Raw genomic sequence first — 14,673 nt, 5'->3', positions numbered from 1 at the left:
TACCCATTAAAAAAGCATCCATCTGGATGCTTTTTATTTTAAGGATTCACTCCGACCGGATGCCGATACCAGCTTTCAATAAATAGCGCTGCTGCAATACTGTCAGCCGCTAACTTTTTAGCTCGACCTTGAGTCTGATAACTCTCTAATTCATCCCGCGCTTCACGTGTAGTGAGACGTTCATCGACCATCAAGGTTTCAATATTGGTTTGATGACGTAAACGGCGGGCAAATTTGCGTGCACGCGCAGAAAGTTCAGATTCTGTATCATCCATATTCAGCGGTAGACCGACTAAAAATAAAGTCGGTTGATATTGCTTGACGATTTTCAGTAATGTATCCCAGTTGGGGATTCCATCTTTCATCGGGAACAAGGCAAGAGGATTGGCACTTTCAATCAGGGATTGTCCAACCGCCATGCCCATTTTTTGTGTACCAAAGTCAAACGCCATAATCATCTGTGGCGCGTTTACATCAGGCATGTCCAATCTCAGAAGACAACCAGTTCCGATCTACGCCCATCTTTTTATAGGCAGCATCCCAACGGTCGTCATAAGGTAAATTAAAAATTAAATCCATATCAGATTCACAGATCAGCCACTCACCTTTGGCAATTTCTTTTTCCAACTGGCCTTTACCCCAGCTGGCATAGCCAAGTGCAATCTGGTAACGTCCGACACCTTGGTTATGGGCGATGGCATCTAGAATATCCTTGGATGTGGTAATACAGACATTTTCACCGACGGCAATTGAAGAATGCCAAGTAGGCTGACCGGTGTGCAGCACAAAACCGGCTTCAGGTCGCAATGGGCCCCCTTGCAACACTTCATGAGGATTGACATTATCTGCTTCGATTTCAAGATCATTCAATAATTCTTTAATCTGAATGCCTGCAGGTCGATTAATAATGATGCCTTGCGCTCCATCTTCGTCATGTCGTGCGAGATAAATGACCGTGTTGGCAAAAAAATCGTCACGCATTTCTGGTGGAGCAATCAGACAACGGTGTGTCAAATATTGTTTGTTCACCGAAAAGCTTCTCCTTAAAATCAATTTCTTGGCAAAGAAATCGTGTGATCTTCACCTTTAACTTACTAGAGCTTTGTTAATTCACCAACAGTTTTTTGTGAGCATTGTAATATTTTTAAACATGCTGAAACTTTAGCTGACGTAATTGACGCGCGTGTTGCAGTGTTGTTTCATTAATTTCCACACCGCCTGTCATTCGTGCAAGCTCTTGAATACGTTCGTCTTCTTTCAAATCAAGAATTGTGCTGCTAGCCGGATCGGTTTGCTGCTTTTTCACCAGCAGATGCTGATCAGACTGTGCTGCGACCTGTGCCTGATGGGTGATACACAGAATTTGTACATGCTGCGCCAGATCGGCCAACAGACGTCCTACAATTTCCGCCGTACCCCCACTGATGCCGACATCAATCTCATCAAAGACCAGAACTTCAGCTTCAGTTTTTTCAGCATTCATCACTTGCATTACCAGTGCAATACGGGACAGTTCACCACCGGATGCCACGCGTGCCAGTGGCTGTGCCGGAATACCTTTATTGGCAGTAAATAGCAGCTGAATAAAGCTCAAGCCTTCACTGTTTGGTTCATCGAGCGGTTCAAATTTAAATTCAAAATAGGCTTCTGGCAGGGCAAGCTGTTTGACCTGTTCCGTCAGTTGTTTCGCCAATGGACCAGCTGCTTCACGACGAATCTCATCCAGATGCTGTGCTTTGGCCAGAAACTCCTGATAAGACAATTCGACTTGTTCCGCCAATGTTTCTGGATCTTCGAGTTGATGCAATTGTGCTAGTTCAGCCTGCCAGGTTTCATACTCTTCCTTCAATAATTCGGGTTGGGTACGGTATTTACGTGCCAGACGGTGAAACACTTCAAGTTGTGAATTCAGCTCTTCCATACGTTCAGGATCAAAACTTTGACGATCCATAAAATGACGCAGGTTGGCTGTAGCATCTTCAATTTCACTCTGCGCATTGAGCAAAGAAGTGTGGATTTCAGAAAGCTGCTCACTACGACCAGCATGGGATTCTACACGACGCAGGATAGAGGAAAGCTCCTGATTAATATTCTGTTCCGCTTCATCCAGGCCATTCAGACTATAGACACAGTCCTGCATGATCGCTTCATGATGAGAGAGACGATCAAATTCCTGTTCAATTTCCTGATAATCAATCTGTACTACATCTTCAAGTTCTTCGAGCTGCAGTTCCAGTGTTTCCATGCGCTGTTTACGGGTGGCTTGAGCATCAAGTGCTGCCTGATGCTGGCGGATATTTTTATGCCAGATACTGTATGCATCACGAACTGCCTGGGCGGGCTCATAAAAATTATAATAACGGTCCAACCAGTGTTTCGGGTAAGGCGGCTCCAGTAGCTGTTGCTGGCTGTGCTGGCTATACAGTTGTACCAGTAAACGGCCAATTTCTTTCAGTTCAGACAGACTGCTTGGACGGCCATTAATCCATGCCTTGCTACGTCCCGTAGCAAAAATCACCCGACGCAGATGGATTTCACCCGACTCATCATCCAGTTCATGCTCTTTAAGCCAAAGCGCTTCGGGACTATTGTCCTGATAACTGAAGGTTGCTGTCACATCGGCTTTTTCTGAACCATAGCGCACATAGTTGGTATCGGTGCGTTCACCCAGACAGGCCGAGAGGGCGTCCAGCAACAAAGATTTACCAGCGCCGGTCTCGCCGGTGAGCACGTTAAAACCTTGATGAATATCAATGGCCAGGTGGTCAGCTAAGGCAAAATTGATCAGAGTTAAATGTGTCAGCATACACGCATCCAAGCTGCGAAAAGTTTGATTGAAATCAAGTAGGATCTGATATGCATCAGATCATGTATGTCATTATAAATCAGGATGAAACCCTTTGATTCTATCTTATATTATGGTCAATGATACAAGCAGATTTTGTAGTATTGTCAGTATGCACGACTAAAGCAGGTCAATCTTCCCACAAAATTGATTACTCCCTACAGTTCAGCGAATCCTACTAAATTTGATTTTGCATTGCAGAATTTCTCATTTTCCTTTAAATCACTTTATTTTATATATTTGCTTATTGAATATATGTACAAAATATATACAGAAAATTTTAAGCTGAGCTAGGCAAACTTCGATTGATTAGTTAGGAATGCGCATTTAAACTACAGCCATTCCAATATTATAAAACCCGTGCTCTGGAGATAAACGGATGTCAGCTCAGTTTGACCATGTTTCAGTACTTAAGAAATCAAATGTATATTTTGGCGGTCTGTGCATCAGCCATGTGGTTCAGTTTGAAGATGGTACGAAAAAAACCCTGGGAGTCATTCTACCGACTGAAACCCCACTTACATTTGAAACACATGTGCCTGAGCGTATGGAAATCATTTCCGGTGAGTGCCGTGTGCAGATTGCGGATAGTGAAGAAAGCGAACTGTTCCGTGCTGGCCAGTCTTTCTACGTGCCAGGTAATAGCCGTTTTAAAATCGAAACTGATGATGTATTAGATTACGTTTGTCATTTTGAAGGCTGATTTTATTATTTCATCTCCCTAACCGGACTGAAGCTGATCAGGAAATTTTCTGCCGAATCGGTTAAACTTCATTTATACAGAAATCCTGTGAAGCTGGCTTTGCAGGATTTTTCTTTTGCAGCATATTTCCCAAATTAATTTAGAGGTCGTTCATGGCTAAACCTGAGTATTTTTATGGCGTACATTCAGTTGAGTCATTACTGGAGCTTGAGCCTGAACGCGTCCTGACGCTGTTTACTCTGAAAGGTCGTGATGATCAGCGCTTAAAGCGTGTATTAGAGCTTGCTGAACCGTTTGGGATTAGTGTGCAACAGGCTAGTCGCGACAAACTGGAAAAGCTAGCAGGTTTGCCGTTCCATCAGGGGGTGGTAGCAGCAGTGCGTCCGCATCCAACTTTAAATGAAAAAGATTTAGAAGAGCTTTTAAAACAAGATTCACAAGCACTTTTATTAGCGCTTGACCAAGTCACCGATCCGCATAATCTCGGTGCCTGTATCCGTACGGCAGCAGCTATGGGTGTCGTGGCTGTAATCGTGCCACGTGACCGTTCTGCAAGTTTGACACCGACTGCGCGTAAAGTCGCAGCTGGTGGTGCCGAGAAAGTTAAATTTATTCAGGTCACCAATCTGGCACGTACTTTGGGTCAGATCAAAGATGACTTTAATGTCCGCGTTGTGGGGACTATGCTGGATGAGAAAGCATTACCAATTCAGCAATTTGATTTTACTGGTACTGGTGTCTGCGTGGTAATGGGGGCGGAAGATACCGGTCTGCGTCCAATTACGCAAAGTCAGTGTGATCAAACGGTTTATATTCCGATGGCAGGCAACTTGCAAAGTTTAAATGTAAGTGTGGCAACAGGTATGGCTTTATATGAAGCTTGCCGTCAGCGTAATGCTTAATCCCTGATGAGATTATCCACACGTGCACAAGGTTATTTTTTCCTCTTAACGACCATGTGTATCTGGGGCGGTTTTACTTTAACCGCTCGCCTGAATGCAATCTGGCAGATCAGTGCCTGGGATATCGTCGCACTACGCTTCTCTCTGGCTTTTCTGATTCTCATGCCGATTTTAATCTATCGTAAAGAGGCTTCTTTTTTACTGAAAAAAGAATCTTTTATCCTGGCTATGATCGGTGGAGTGGTGTATTGCCTGTTTGCTTATAGCGCATTCCATTACGCACCGACTGCCCATGCCGCCATTTTCTTGAATGGCTGCATACCGTTGTGTACTGCAGTGATGGCTTATTTTCTGATGAATCAGGCTTTTGATAAACATACCTGGATCAGTCTGAGCATTATGATCGCGGTGCTGTGTCTGATGAGCGTACTGATGTATCAGGAAACAGGTGTGGCCTTTGGGGCAGGGGATGTCCTGTTTTTCATCAGTGCGATTTTATGGGGGATATTTACGGTCTTGTTACGTAAATATCAACTGTCTGCCTGGCAAGCCATGTGTGGCGTGGCAATTTGGTCGGCTGTGGTGTATGTACCGATTTATTTACTGTTCTTACCTAAAAATTTAACTATACCTGAGCCACAACATTTATTGTTTCAAACACTTTTCCACGGGGTGTTTGTAGTCATCATTGCAACCCTAACCTATGTGGAAGCGATTAAGCGGCTTGGCGCATTTAAAGCAGGCAGTATTACCAATCTGGCACCTTTTATTGCTGCTATTCTGGCCGTGCCCTTGTTGAATGAACCGCTGAGTCTGGCGATGGTCTGTGGTCTGATCGGGATGGCAATCGGTGCCTTGCAGCCATGGCGCTGGCTGCAACATCAGGACAGTTTGGCCATCAAACTTGAAGAACAAAAAAAGCAGTCTTGATGACTGCTTTTTTTGTTAGTTCAGAGAGCTCTTTGCAAATATTGTTCATGGAGAGGCTGTAGATGCGCATATAAGTGTTCCAGATGGCCATCATTTAATACGATATCATCCGCCAGTTGCTGTTTTTGTTCACGGGGCATCTGAGCAGCAATAATACGGTGAATCTGTTCAATATTCTGACCATCACGCTGTGAAGCACGCTGGATCTGCAACTCAATCGAAGCATCAATCAGTAAGGTATGGTCGGTAAGTTCATGCTGGTTGGTTTCAAACAGCAGAGGAGACACCAGAATCACATAAGGACTTTGTGCATCCTGTAATTGCTGAATAATCGATTGGCGAATTGCGGGATGAGTAATGCTTTCTAAGATTCTACGGGCATCATTGGATTGGAAAATATGTTCGCGTAAAGCACGACGGTTTAAGGTTCCATCTTTCTGTAATACCCAGTCACCAAAAGCTTGCTGAATTTGTAGCAGTGCTGGCTGACCGACTTCGACAATCTCGCGTGCCACAACATCAGCATCCACGACCACAATACCATGCTGTTCAAACCATTGACTGGCAGCAGATTTGCCGCTGCCAATACCACCTGTCAGACCTAGTATAAATTTCAAATTATTGACCTAAATAGACTTTCATAATCTGCTCGCCCCACAGGAAAGCGATCCAGCCGGCAATGGCAATATAAGGACCAAAAGCAAAAGGCTGATTTTCCTTACGTACTTTTAACAGAATAATGCCAATAATTGCACCGACGAGTGATGACAATAATACAACTAGTGGCAACATTAACGGTCCCATCCAGGCACCTAGAGCAGCCAGCAATTTAAAATCACCATAGCCCATGCCTTCTTTACCAGTTACTATTTTGAACAGGTAGTACACGACCCATAAACACAGGAAGCCAATGATATAACCCCAGATGGCTGAAGTTGGTGAGGTGTAAATTGCATAGCTATTCACCCCTAAGCCTAAAGCTGCAAGTGGAAGGGTATAGCGATCTGGAAGCAGCTGGGTATCAAAGTCAATAAAGGTTAGTGCAATGAGAATATAAGTCAGCACTAGACCGAACAACATTTGTATGGTAGGACCCAATACAGCCAAAACGGTCAATGCACAAACGGCTGTTAGAATTTCAATGAATGGATAACGGGCACTAATTGGATTTTGACAGTTCGCACATTTGCCGCGAAGAGCCAGCCAGCTGATCACAGGAATATTTTGATACCAGCGAATCGGTGTATGACATTTTGGACAGGTCGACGCAGGTTTACTTAATGTAAGCTTGCTCTCATCAATGATCGGTTGATCAGGGTGTAAAAACAGCTGGCAGTCGTTACGCCATTCCTGTTCCATCATTTTAGGGGTGCGGTAAATTACGACATTCAGGAAACTACCGATACAGAGACTAAAAAGCCCGACTGCAATATAGAGCGCAGTCGGATTTTGAGTGAAATATAAAATAAGATCTTGCATTAAACCACGGAACCCATCTGGAAAATCGGCAGGTACATTGCAATAACAAGACCACCTACAAGCACACCAAGAACGGCCATAATCAATGGTTCCATCATGGAGGTCAAACCATCAACGGCATTATCGACTTCATTTTCATAATGGGTCGCAACTTTATCCAGCATGGCATCAAGTGCACCAGATTCTTCACCAATCGAGACCATTTGCACAGCCATAGAAGGAAATTTATTGGTGACACGCATAGCAAACTGCAGTTGTTGACCAGTAGCAACATCTTCACGAATTTTCATGACAGCATCTTCATAAACTACATTATTGGTCGCGCCTGCAGTTGATTCCAGTGCATCAATTAATGGAACACCAGCAGCAAAAGTCGTTGCCAGAGTACGACTATAACGAGCAATAATCGCTTTATAAACCAGATCACCGAAGATAGGTGCTTTTAGTGCAGCCTTATCCAAGAAATCACGGAATTTTTTACTACGCTTTTTAGCTTCTAAAAATGCTGTAATTGCAATACCAATAAAGATAATTAATAGAAACCAGTATTTCTGCATCCATTCAGACATATTGACTACCATTTTTGTAAATGCTGGCAAGTCTGCACCAAATGACGAGAAGAGATCCTGGAAAACTGGAACGACTTTAACCATCAAAATAATCGTAACAATAATTGCAACAACAACCACTGTTGCTGGGTATTTCATGGCTTTTTTAATTTTCTGCTTTAACAGTTCACTTTTTTCTTTATAAATCGCAACACGATCCAGCATGGTCTCTAAAGCACCGGATTGTTCACCGGATTCAACCAGCGAACAGAATAGCTTATCAAAGTATTGAGGATACTTGCGCAGTGCACCTGCAAAGGTATTTCCGCCTTCAACCTCACCTTTAATCCCGAGTACAACCTCGCGCATTGAAGGATTTTCAAGGCCTTCCGCCACAATTTCAAAGCCTTGTACGAGTGGTACCCCGGCTTTCATCATGGTAGCAAGCTGACGGGTAAAAATGGTGATATCCAGTGTGGTCACTTTTTTCTTCATCAGGCCTTCAAGAATATTCTTCTTTTTTTCTCGAATACTCTTGATACTGATACCCTGCTTACGCAACGTGACCTTGGCCAAGGCGAGGTTACGTGCAGGTATTTCCCCTTTAATCTTTATACCTTTACGGTCTACCCCTTCATAGGTGAAGGTCGGCATCATTTGACCTTTTTTCACTGAAGCCATGAGTTTATCCTTATTTTATAGCAGCACCTGATCATTCGCTGGTAACACGATTGACTTCCTGAAGAGAAGTCACCCCCTGCATTACCTTTAATAACCCTGATCGGCGTAAATTGTTAAAACCTGCGCGTGCGGAAGCTTCGGCAATCTCAATTGCATTGCCATCTTCCATAATAATACGTGAAATCTCTGGTGTCACTTTCATGACTTCATAAATACCGACTCGACCTTTGTAGCCTTCGCGACATTCGTTACATCCGACAGGTTCAAAAATATTAAATTCCGGATTCTGTAAATCATCATCGCTAAAGCCCATTTCAAGCAGGCTCTGACGTGGAATATCTGCCGGTTTTTTGCAATGTGGACAAAGGCGACGCGCCAAACGCTGAGCGATCACCAAATTCACCGAGGTGGCAATATTAAATGATGGCACACCCATATTCCGTAAACGGGTCAAGGTTTCTGGTGCGCTGTTGGTATGTAGTGTTGACATCACCATATGACCTGTTTGTGCTGCCTTGATCGCAATCTCTGCAGTTTCCAGGTCACGAATCTCACCGACCATGACAATATCAGGATCCTGACGCAGAAATGATTTCAAGGCAGCAGAGAAGGTTAGGCCGACTTTATTATTGACGTTAACCTGGTTGATCCCTTGCAGGTTAATTTCGACTGGGTCTTCAGCAGTTGAAATATTGGTATCTTCACGATTCAGGATATTTAAACCGGTATATAGAGATACGGTTTTACCAGAGCCTGTCGGACCGGTGATCAAGAGCATGCCCTGTGGTTTGTCTAATGCTTCCATAAACAAGGCTTTTTGATCAGGCTCATACCCCAGTGCATCAATACCCAGCATGGCACTCGATGGATCCAGAATACGCAGTACCAGTTTTTCCCCAAACAGGGTTGGGAGTGAGTTGACACGGAAATCGATAGCCTTATTTTTAGAGAGTTTTAACTTGATCCGACCATCTTGAGGCACACGCTTCTCGGAAATATCCATTTGTGACATAACTTTAAGACGTGAGGCCAGACGTGTTGCAAGCTGTAAAGGTGGCGTGGCGATTTGACGCAAGACCCCGTCGACACGGTAACGCACACGGTACATTTTTTCATAAGGTTCAAAGTGTAAATCAGATGCACCCATACGGATTGCATCAATCAGTAACTTATTAATATATTTAACAATTGGTGCTTCATCACCTTTATTGTCATTCTCATCATCTTTATTCGGGTCAGAGCTATCGATATCAACATCTAGATCAAAATCATCATCAAAGTCAAAGGTGCTTTCTTCAGTAAAATTCTGCTCGATCAGTTTTTCGAGTTTATTATGTTCAACAATGATGGTTTCAATGTTGAGTTTGGTCGCAAAACGAACGGCATCAATTGCCTCTATATTGGTCGGGTTACTGGTCGCGATAAACAGAATATTGCTATTTTTAAAGATCGGCAGTACGCGGTGTTTGGTAATAATCTTTTCATCAAAATCTTCGCGTACGATCAGGGCAGGATCATAAGCACTGATGTCAAATAGCGGTTCACCGAATTCAAGAGAAATCGTTTCTGCGATTTTGGTTGGCGAGAGGCGGTGATGTTCAATCAGATAGGGAACAATATCAATTTTATCTTTTTTGGCACTGCTCAAAGCACCCTGCATATCTTCTGCAGATATAACCCCTTCATCGACAAGTCGACGAATAAACCCCGTAAATCTTGGAGATCCCTGAATTGCTGTCATGCTCTAATATGCCCGTGAATCAAAATTGTTTTAATTGCTTTATCAAAATTATACGTTGCTTGCGTAAAATTACCATAGCGTAAAATGCTGCCTTCTTCGCATTAATATTCAAAATACTGAATGAATCCTAAGAAGTGATCCCCATAATCTTAAGTGATAACAAAAAATGAGCAGTTTGAACAGACCTGGCACTGAAAATGCCGCAAGAAAACTCTTCTTCAAATTTTCTAATTCCGTGTAGAATGTGCCCAATTAAAGATAGGTATTCAGAATAGGTTGTTTATGTCGTTGTCGACGATTACCCCATGGGTAGTGGGTAACTGGAAAATGAACCCGCTGCAGACAGATGCGCAGACATTGCTTCGTGGGGTGAAAGATTTACTTGAATCTACACCGATTTCAGCAGAAAAGTGTCATTTAGGCGTAGCACCTGTAGCAATTGCACTGACTCAGGTTCAGGCTGAATTGGCTTCTGCCGTTCGTCCGGTTTATACCGTTGCTCAGGATGTGTCTCGTATTGCAGGCATGGGCGCCTATACGGGCGAAGTGAGTGCAGAACTGCTGGCAGATAGTGGTATTGGTTATGTTCTGGTAGGACATTCTGAACGTCGTGAAATCTTTGGTGAGTCACGAGAGATTCTCAATACCAAAATCAAAAATGCTTTAAATGCCGGTTTGACTGTGATTTATTGTGTAGGTGAAAGTCTGGAACAGCGTGAAGCCGGTCAGGCGGAAGCTGTGGTATTGCAGCAAATCTGTGATATCGCGGCTGTAGTTGAAGCAGAGCAATGGAAGAATATTGTAATTGCCTATGAACCGATCTGGGCGATTGGTACTGGTAAAACTGCTTCTCCGGAAGATGCACAAGCGATGCATGCTCAGATCCGTCAAGGTCTAAAACAGATTACTGGTTATGGTGAAACCACTGCAATTCTGTATGGTGGTAGTGTTAAACCTGAAAATACAGTAGAGTTGGCAGCCTGTCCTGATATCAACGGGGCACTGGTGGGTGGTGCATCACTCAATGCCGAGTCATTTCATAAAATTGCCCAGGCATTTGCAAATACACAATAATTAGGAGTTCAGCATGCAAACTTTTGTGCTGGTAGTACATATTATCTTAGCGATTTTGATGATTGTCTTGATTTTAGTTCAGCATGGTAAAGGTGCAGATGCTGGTGCATCTTTCGGTGGTGGCGGTGCTGCGACTGTTTTTGGTGCTTCAGGTTCAGGTAATTTCCTGACCCGTTTGACTGCAGTATTTACGGCATTGTTCTTTATTACCAGCTTGACTTTAGCGGTATTTGCTAAAAAGCAGACCACAGATGCTTATACTCTGAATAGCGTTCCAACGACTCAGACTGCACCTGCTCAATCGACTGAAACTTCACCAACTGCACCAAAAACTGGTGAATAATTTCGCCAAAGGCTTTCTTTTTGTGCATGATGCGAATAGAATGCCTGCAGCTGCGGTGGTGGTGGAATTGGTAGACACGCTACCTTGAGGTGGTAGTGCTTTCGGGCGTGGGGGTTCAAGTCCCCCCTTCCGCACCAACTTATAATCCAGAACATAAGTTGGTGTATGCAGCTAAAAAACTTCTGTTGTTGCGGGATGGAGCAGTCTGGTAGCTCGTCGGGCTCATAACCCGAAGGTCGTTGGTTCAAATCCAGCTCCCGCTACCAATCAATCCTTTTATAAAGACGCAAACTTTAAAGAGGCAACTTGAAACCAGTTTTAAGTTGAGAAGAGTTATTTGCATGTTGTTGCGGGATGGAGCAGTCTGGTAGCTCGTCGGGCTCATAACCCGAAGGTCGTTGGTTCAAATCCAGCTCCCGCTACCAATCAATCCTTTTATAAAGACGCAAACTTTAAAGAGGCAACTTGAAACCAGTTTTAAGTTGAGAAGAGTTATTTGCATGTTGTTGCGGGATGGAGCAGTCTGGTAGCTCGTCGGGCTCATAACCCGAAGGTCGTTGGTTCAAATCCAGCTCCCGCTACCAATCAATCCTTTTATAAAGACGCAAACTTTAAAGAGGCAACTTGAAACCAGTTTTAAGTTGAGAAGAGTTATTTGCATGTTGTTGCGGGATGGAGCAGTCTGGTAGCTCGTCGGGCTCATAACCCGAAGGTCGTTGGTTCAAATCCAGCTCCCGCTACCAATCCTTTAAAGATGCAAACTTTAAAGGCAGTTCTATGAACTGAAAAGTTTTTTGTATGCTGATGCGGGATGGAGCAGTCTGGTAGCTCGTCGGGCTCATAACCCGAAGGTCGTTGGTTCAAATCCAGCTCCCGCTACCACTTTTTGGAAAGTGTGATTTCGTTATTTTAATCAGTTGCAAGCTCGTCGGGCTCAACTCTTTATAAAATCTCGAAGATCGTTGGATTAAAGTCCAGTGAGCGCTACCAATTTTTCAGCGACAAAAGACCAACATATCGATAGAGATAGTTTTGATTGAAAACTTATCGTCTTTTGTATATAATTTTTGCACGTTGATGCGGGATGGAGCAGTCTGGTAGCTCGTCGGGCTCATAACCCGAAGGTCGTTGGTTCAAATCCAGCTCCCGCTACCAAGTTTCTTAAAAGAGGCTCACAACTATGGTGGGCCTTTTTGCACAGTGGGATTTGAAAAAATCCGAAATTGTGCATTAATTGGGGCGATTTACGCCCTTTTTTATTGGCTATCGTGTAGTGTCGACAAAATTTGGTCATATCTCCATGTTTCACTACTACTATAGTTTGTATTGGTTTGTAGTGGTCAAATAGATCATAAAATCGCACCAGATGACGAGAGTAAATGAAGCTATCAAATAAAACTCAAGCACTTCAGGACTTGATTGCACCTGCAGTTGAAGCCTGTGATGTAGATCTTTGGGGAATCGAATTTGTTCCTCAGGGTAAACGTTCTCTATTACGTATTTATATCGACAAGCCAGTCGATCCAACTGCTGAACCGGTCATCAATGAAGACGGTGAAGTGGAGCAGGGCCGCGGAATTGGTGTGCAGGACTGCGTACGCGTTACCCAACAGGTGGGCGCGATGCTAGACGTACATGATCCGATTTCAGGTGAATATGCACTTGAAGTGTCGTCTCCAGGCTGGGACCGTCCATTCTTCCAGCTTCAGCAAATGGCAGATTATATCGGTCAGACCGTTGCCTTACGTCTGATCAGTGCGGTGGACAACCGTCGTAAATTCCAGGCAAAACTGGTTGCAGTCGACCTTGAAAATGAAATGATTCAGGTAGAAGTAGAAAAGCAGCAGGTTCTGGACATCGACAGTCACAATATCGATAAAGCAAATTTGGTCTATCAAGATTAACTAAATCAATAAGAATCTGAACGAATAGGTGACATATGGCACGTGAAATTCTTACCGTCGTTGAAACGGTTAGTAACGAAAAAGGTGTACCTCGTGAAGCAATTTTTGAAGCACTAGAACAAGCTTTAGTTGCAGCGACCAAGAAAAAGTTCTACGAAGGAACCAACTCGGAAGAAGCACGTTTACGTGTAGAAATCGATCGTAAAACTGGTGACTACCGTACTTTCCGTCAGTGGGAAGTGGTTGCAGACGAAGATCATGAAATGCCAGCTTGTCAGGATGCCATCTCTGATGTTGATCCGGCAAAATGGTCAATCGGTGACATTCGTGAGCTGGAAGTTGAGTCAATCGATTTCGGTCGTATTGCTGCACAGATTGCTAAACAGGTGATTGTACAAAAGATTCGTGAAGCAGAACGTGCACTGGTTGCTGATGCTTATGAATCTAAAGTCGGTGAGCTGATCTATGGTGAAGTGAAAAAACAAACCAAAGACGGTTTCATTATTGACTTAGGGGACAATGCTGAAGCATATCTTGCACGTGAAGAAATGATTCCGAAGGAAATCCTTCGCCCGAAACAACGCGTGAATGCGATTCTTTTCAATGTCAACCGTGAAGGTCGTGGTGCTCAGCTACAGCTTTCTCGTGCTAAACCTGAAATGCTGATCGCATTGATGAAAAAAGAGATTCCAGAAATCTCGGAAGAAATCATTGAAATCAAGGCAGCCGCACGCCAGCCAGGTGTACGTGCCAAAATTGCAGTGAAAACAAATGACCACCGTATTGATCCGGTTGGTGCTTGTATTGGTATGCGTGGTACACGTATCCAGGCAGTGCAACAGGAACTTAATGGTGAGCGTATTGATGTCGTAGTATGGTCAGATGATCCTGCTCAGTACATCGCAAGCGCACTTGAACCAGCAGATGTATCCAGTATTGTTATCGATGAAGATGCACGTACTGCAGACATCATTTTCGCAACGAGTGATCAGTTGGCTCGTGCGATTGGTTCACAGGGTCAGAACGTTCGTCTGGCATCAGAACTGACTGGCTACAAGCTGGATATGATGCTGGAAGAAGAATACTACGCGCGTCAACAAAGCGAAGCACAAAAATACCTGGACATGTTTGTAACACGTCTGGATATTGCTGAAGATTTGGCTATGGCGTTGGTAGAAATGGGCTTCACCTCGCTTGAAGAAATTGCATACGTACCTGCAGAAACGTTTGATGAAATCGAACTGGATGCGGAACTGGTTGAATTACTGCAAAGCCGTGCAAAAGAAGTTGCACTTGCTGATGCATTACAACAGCAAGAAAACGTACAAGCGCCAAGTGAAGAACTTGTTGCAATGGATGGCATGACAGCAGAGATCGCGCAAGCTCTAGCAGCTCGTGGTGTGGTAACAGTGGATGACCTTGCAGATCAGGCAACTGACGATATCGCAGATATTGAAGGTTTAGGCGCTGAAAAAGCGGGTCAGCTCATTATGAAAGCGCGCGAATCATGGTTTAACTAGGAG

14 protein-coding genes and 7 tRNA genes are annotated in these 14,673 nt (G+C 43.9%); 14 read left to right on the top strand and 7 right to left on the bottom strand.

What is annotated here, in order from left to right; all coding sequences use genetic code 11:
• Positions 1–38: 38 nt before the first annotated feature.
• From ruvX to recN, 3 genes are all read right to left on the bottom strand, one after another.
• Complete coding sequence (ruvX, locus tag F899_RS14420; protein ID WP_004810094.1) at positions 39–482, bottom strand: Holliday junction resolvase RuvX; 444 nt, start codon at positions 480–482, stop codon at positions 39–41.
• Positions 475–1,029, bottom strand: coding sequence for a YqgE/AlgH family protein (locus F899_RS14415; protein WP_004810091.1), 555 nt, complete (start codon positions 1,027–1,029; stop codon positions 475–477). Before F899_RS14415 ends, ruvX begins: the two co-directional genes overlap by 8 nt.
• A gap of 115 nt (positions 1,030–1,144) precedes the next feature.
• On the bottom strand, positions 1,145–2,806 hold the full coding sequence (gene recN, locus F899_RS14410; RefSeq protein ID WP_004896349.1) for a DNA repair protein RecN: 1,662 nt from the start codon (positions 2,804–2,806) through the stop codon (positions 1,145–1,147).
• Between the two features lie 418 nt (positions 2,807–3,224).
• On the opposite strand from recN, the gene F899_RS14405 reads away from it, so the two are divergent.
• From F899_RS14405 to F899_RS14395, 3 genes are all read left to right on the top strand, one after another.
• Positions 3,225–3,548, top strand: a complete 324-nt coding sequence (locus F899_RS14405) for a pyrimidine/purine nucleoside phosphorylase (protein WP_004810087.1) — start codon at positions 3,225–3,227, stop codon at positions 3,546–3,548.
• 152 nt (positions 3,549–3,700) lie between these two features.
• Complete coding sequence (rlmB, locus tag F899_RS14400) at positions 3,701–4,450, top strand: 23S rRNA (guanosine(2251)-2'-O)-methyltransferase RlmB (protein WP_004810085.1); 750 nt, start codon at positions 3,701–3,703, stop codon at positions 4,448–4,450.
• Positions 4,451–4,456: 6 nt separating this feature from the next.
• Positions 4,457–5,380, top strand: coding sequence for a DMT family transporter (locus F899_RS14395; protein WP_034434135.1), 924 nt, complete (start codon positions 4,457–4,459; stop codon positions 5,378–5,380).
• 20 nt (positions 5,381–5,400) lie between these two features.
• Here F899_RS14395 and coaE read toward each other — a convergent pair whose 3' ends face one another.
• Genes coaE through pilB form a run of 4 tightly spaced genes read right to left on the bottom strand, consistent with a single transcriptional unit; the run spans position 5,401 to position 9,829 of the window.
• Positions 5,401–5,997: a dephospho-CoA kinase gene (gene coaE / locus F899_RS14390; RefSeq protein WP_005223496.1), complete on the bottom strand. Its 597-nt coding sequence runs from the start codon at positions 5,995–5,997 to the stop codon at positions 5,401–5,403.
• A 1-nt stretch (position 5,998) separates the two neighbouring features.
• Positions 5,999–6,859, bottom strand: a complete 861-nt coding sequence (locus F899_RS15960; RefSeq protein WP_005223494.1) for a prepilin peptidase — start codon at positions 6,857–6,859, stop codon at positions 5,999–6,001.
• The gene (locus F899_RS14380; protein ID WP_004896339.1) at positions 6,859–8,088 is read right to left on the bottom strand and encodes a type II secretion system F family protein; all 1,230 of its coding nucleotides are present in this window, start codon (positions 8,086–8,088) and stop codon (positions 6,859–6,861) included. The genes F899_RS15960 and F899_RS14380 overlap by 1 nt, the downstream gene beginning before the upstream one ends.
• Before the next feature lie 31 nt (positions 8,089–8,119).
• On the bottom strand, positions 8,120–9,829 hold the full coding sequence (gene pilB, locus F899_RS14375; RefSeq protein ID WP_005223492.1) for a type IV-A pilus assembly ATPase PilB: 1,710 nt from the start codon (positions 9,827–9,829) through the stop codon (positions 8,120–8,122).
• A gap of 282 nt (positions 9,830–10,111) precedes the next feature.
• On the opposite strand from pilB, the gene tpiA reads away from it, so the two are divergent.
• The 11 genes from tpiA (at position 10,112) to nusA (ending at position 14,670) form a co-directional block, all read left to right on the top strand.
• Positions 10,112–10,903: a triose-phosphate isomerase gene (gene tpiA, locus F899_RS14370; RefSeq protein ID WP_005223490.1), complete on the top strand. Its 792-nt coding sequence runs from the start codon at positions 10,112–10,114 to the stop codon at positions 10,901–10,903.
• A 13-nt stretch (positions 10,904–10,916) separates the two neighbouring features.
• Positions 10,917–11,246 carry a preprotein translocase subunit SecG gene (gene secG, locus F899_RS14365; RefSeq protein WP_004810073.1) on the top strand — a complete coding sequence of 110 codons (330 nt, stop codon included), beginning with the start codon at positions 10,917–10,919 and terminating at the stop codon, positions 11,244–11,246.
• 52 nt (positions 11,247–11,298) lie between these two features.
• Positions 11,299–11,383 (top strand) — tRNA-Leu (locus F899_RS14360).
• 52 nt (positions 11,384–11,435) lie between these two features.
• A tRNA-Met gene (locus F899_RS14355) sits at positions 11,436–11,512 on the top strand.
• 82 nt (positions 11,513–11,594) lie between these two features.
• A tRNA-Met gene (locus F899_RS14350) sits at positions 11,595–11,671 on the top strand.
• Between the two features lie 82 nt (positions 11,672–11,753).
• Positions 11,754–11,830 (top strand) — tRNA-Met (locus tag F899_RS14345).
• An 82-nt stretch (positions 11,831–11,912) separates the two neighbouring features.
• A tRNA-Met gene (locus F899_RS14340) sits at positions 11,913–11,989 on the top strand.
• A gap of 62 nt (positions 11,990–12,051) precedes the next feature.
• Positions 12,052–12,128 (top strand) — tRNA-Met (locus F899_RS14335).
• A gap of 196 nt (positions 12,129–12,324) precedes the next feature.
• Positions 12,325–12,401, top strand: a tRNA-Met gene (locus F899_RS14330).
• A gap of 224 nt (positions 12,402–12,625) precedes the next feature.
• Positions 12,626–13,150 carry a ribosome maturation factor RimP gene (gene rimP / locus F899_RS14325; RefSeq protein WP_004810072.1) on the top strand — a complete coding sequence of 175 codons (525 nt, stop codon included), beginning with the start codon at positions 12,626–12,628 and terminating at the stop codon, positions 13,148–13,150.
• A 35-nt stretch (positions 13,151–13,185) separates the two neighbouring features.
• Positions 13,186–14,670 (top strand): transcription termination factor NusA, encoded by a 1,485-nt coding sequence (gene nusA, locus F899_RS14320; protein ID WP_004810069.1) that lies wholly within the window; start codon positions 13,186–13,188, stop codon positions 14,668–14,670.
• Positions 14,671–14,673: the final 3 nt, after the last annotated feature.

It is taken from the genome of Acinetobacter sp. CIP 101934 (assembly GCF_000369585.1).
Lineage (GTDB): Bacteria > Pseudomonadota > Gammaproteobacteria > Pseudomonadales > Moraxellaceae > Acinetobacter > Acinetobacter schindleri.
Note: the sequence above shows the minus strand (reverse complement) of the source record. Positions and strands in the feature narration are given on the sequence as shown.

Excerpts from the sequence above, each read along its gene's own strand:
- rimP (WP_004810072.1), top strand. The coding sequence starts at position 12,626 with ATGAAGCTATCAAATAAAACTCAAGCACTTCAGGACTTGATTGCACCT.
- secG (WP_004810073.1), top strand. The coding sequence starts at position 10,917 with ATGCAAACTTTTGTGCTGGTAGTACATATTATCTTAGCGATTTTGATG.
- pilB (WP_005223492.1), bottom strand. The coding sequence starts at position 9,829 with ATGACAGCAATTCAGGGATCTCCAAGATTTACGGGGTTTATTCGTCGA.
- F899_RS14395 (WP_034434135.1), top strand. The coding sequence starts at position 4,457 with ATGAGATTATCCACACGTGCACAAGGTTATTTTTTCCTCTTAACGACC.
- F899_RS14405 (WP_004810087.1), top strand. The coding sequence starts at position 3,225 with ATGTCAGCTCAGTTTGACCATGTTTCAGTACTTAAGAAATCAAATGTA.
- ruvX (WP_004810094.1), bottom strand. The coding sequence starts at position 482 with ATGCCTGATGTAAACGCGCCACAGATGATTATGGCGTTTGACTTTGGT.
- rlmB (WP_004810085.1), top strand. The coding sequence starts at position 3,701 with ATGGCTAAACCTGAGTATTTTTATGGCGTACATTCAGTTGAGTCATTA.
- recN (WP_004896349.1), bottom strand. The coding sequence starts at position 2,806 with ATGCTGACACATTTAACTCTGATCAATTTTGCCTTAGCTGACCACCTG.
- nusA (WP_004810069.1), top strand. The coding sequence starts at position 13,186 with ATGGCACGTGAAATTCTTACCGTCGTTGAAACGGTTAGTAACGAAAAA.
- F899_RS14380 (WP_004896339.1), bottom strand. The coding sequence starts at position 8,088 with ATGGCTTCAGTGAAAAAAGGTCAAATGATGCCGACCTTCACCTATGAA.
- F899_RS15960 (WP_005223494.1), bottom strand. The coding sequence starts at position 6,859 with ATGCAAGATCTTATTTTATATTTCACTCAAAATCCGACTGCGCTCTAT.
- tpiA (WP_005223490.1), top strand. The coding sequence starts at position 10,112 with ATGTCGTTGTCGACGATTACCCCATGGGTAGTGGGTAACTGGAAAATG.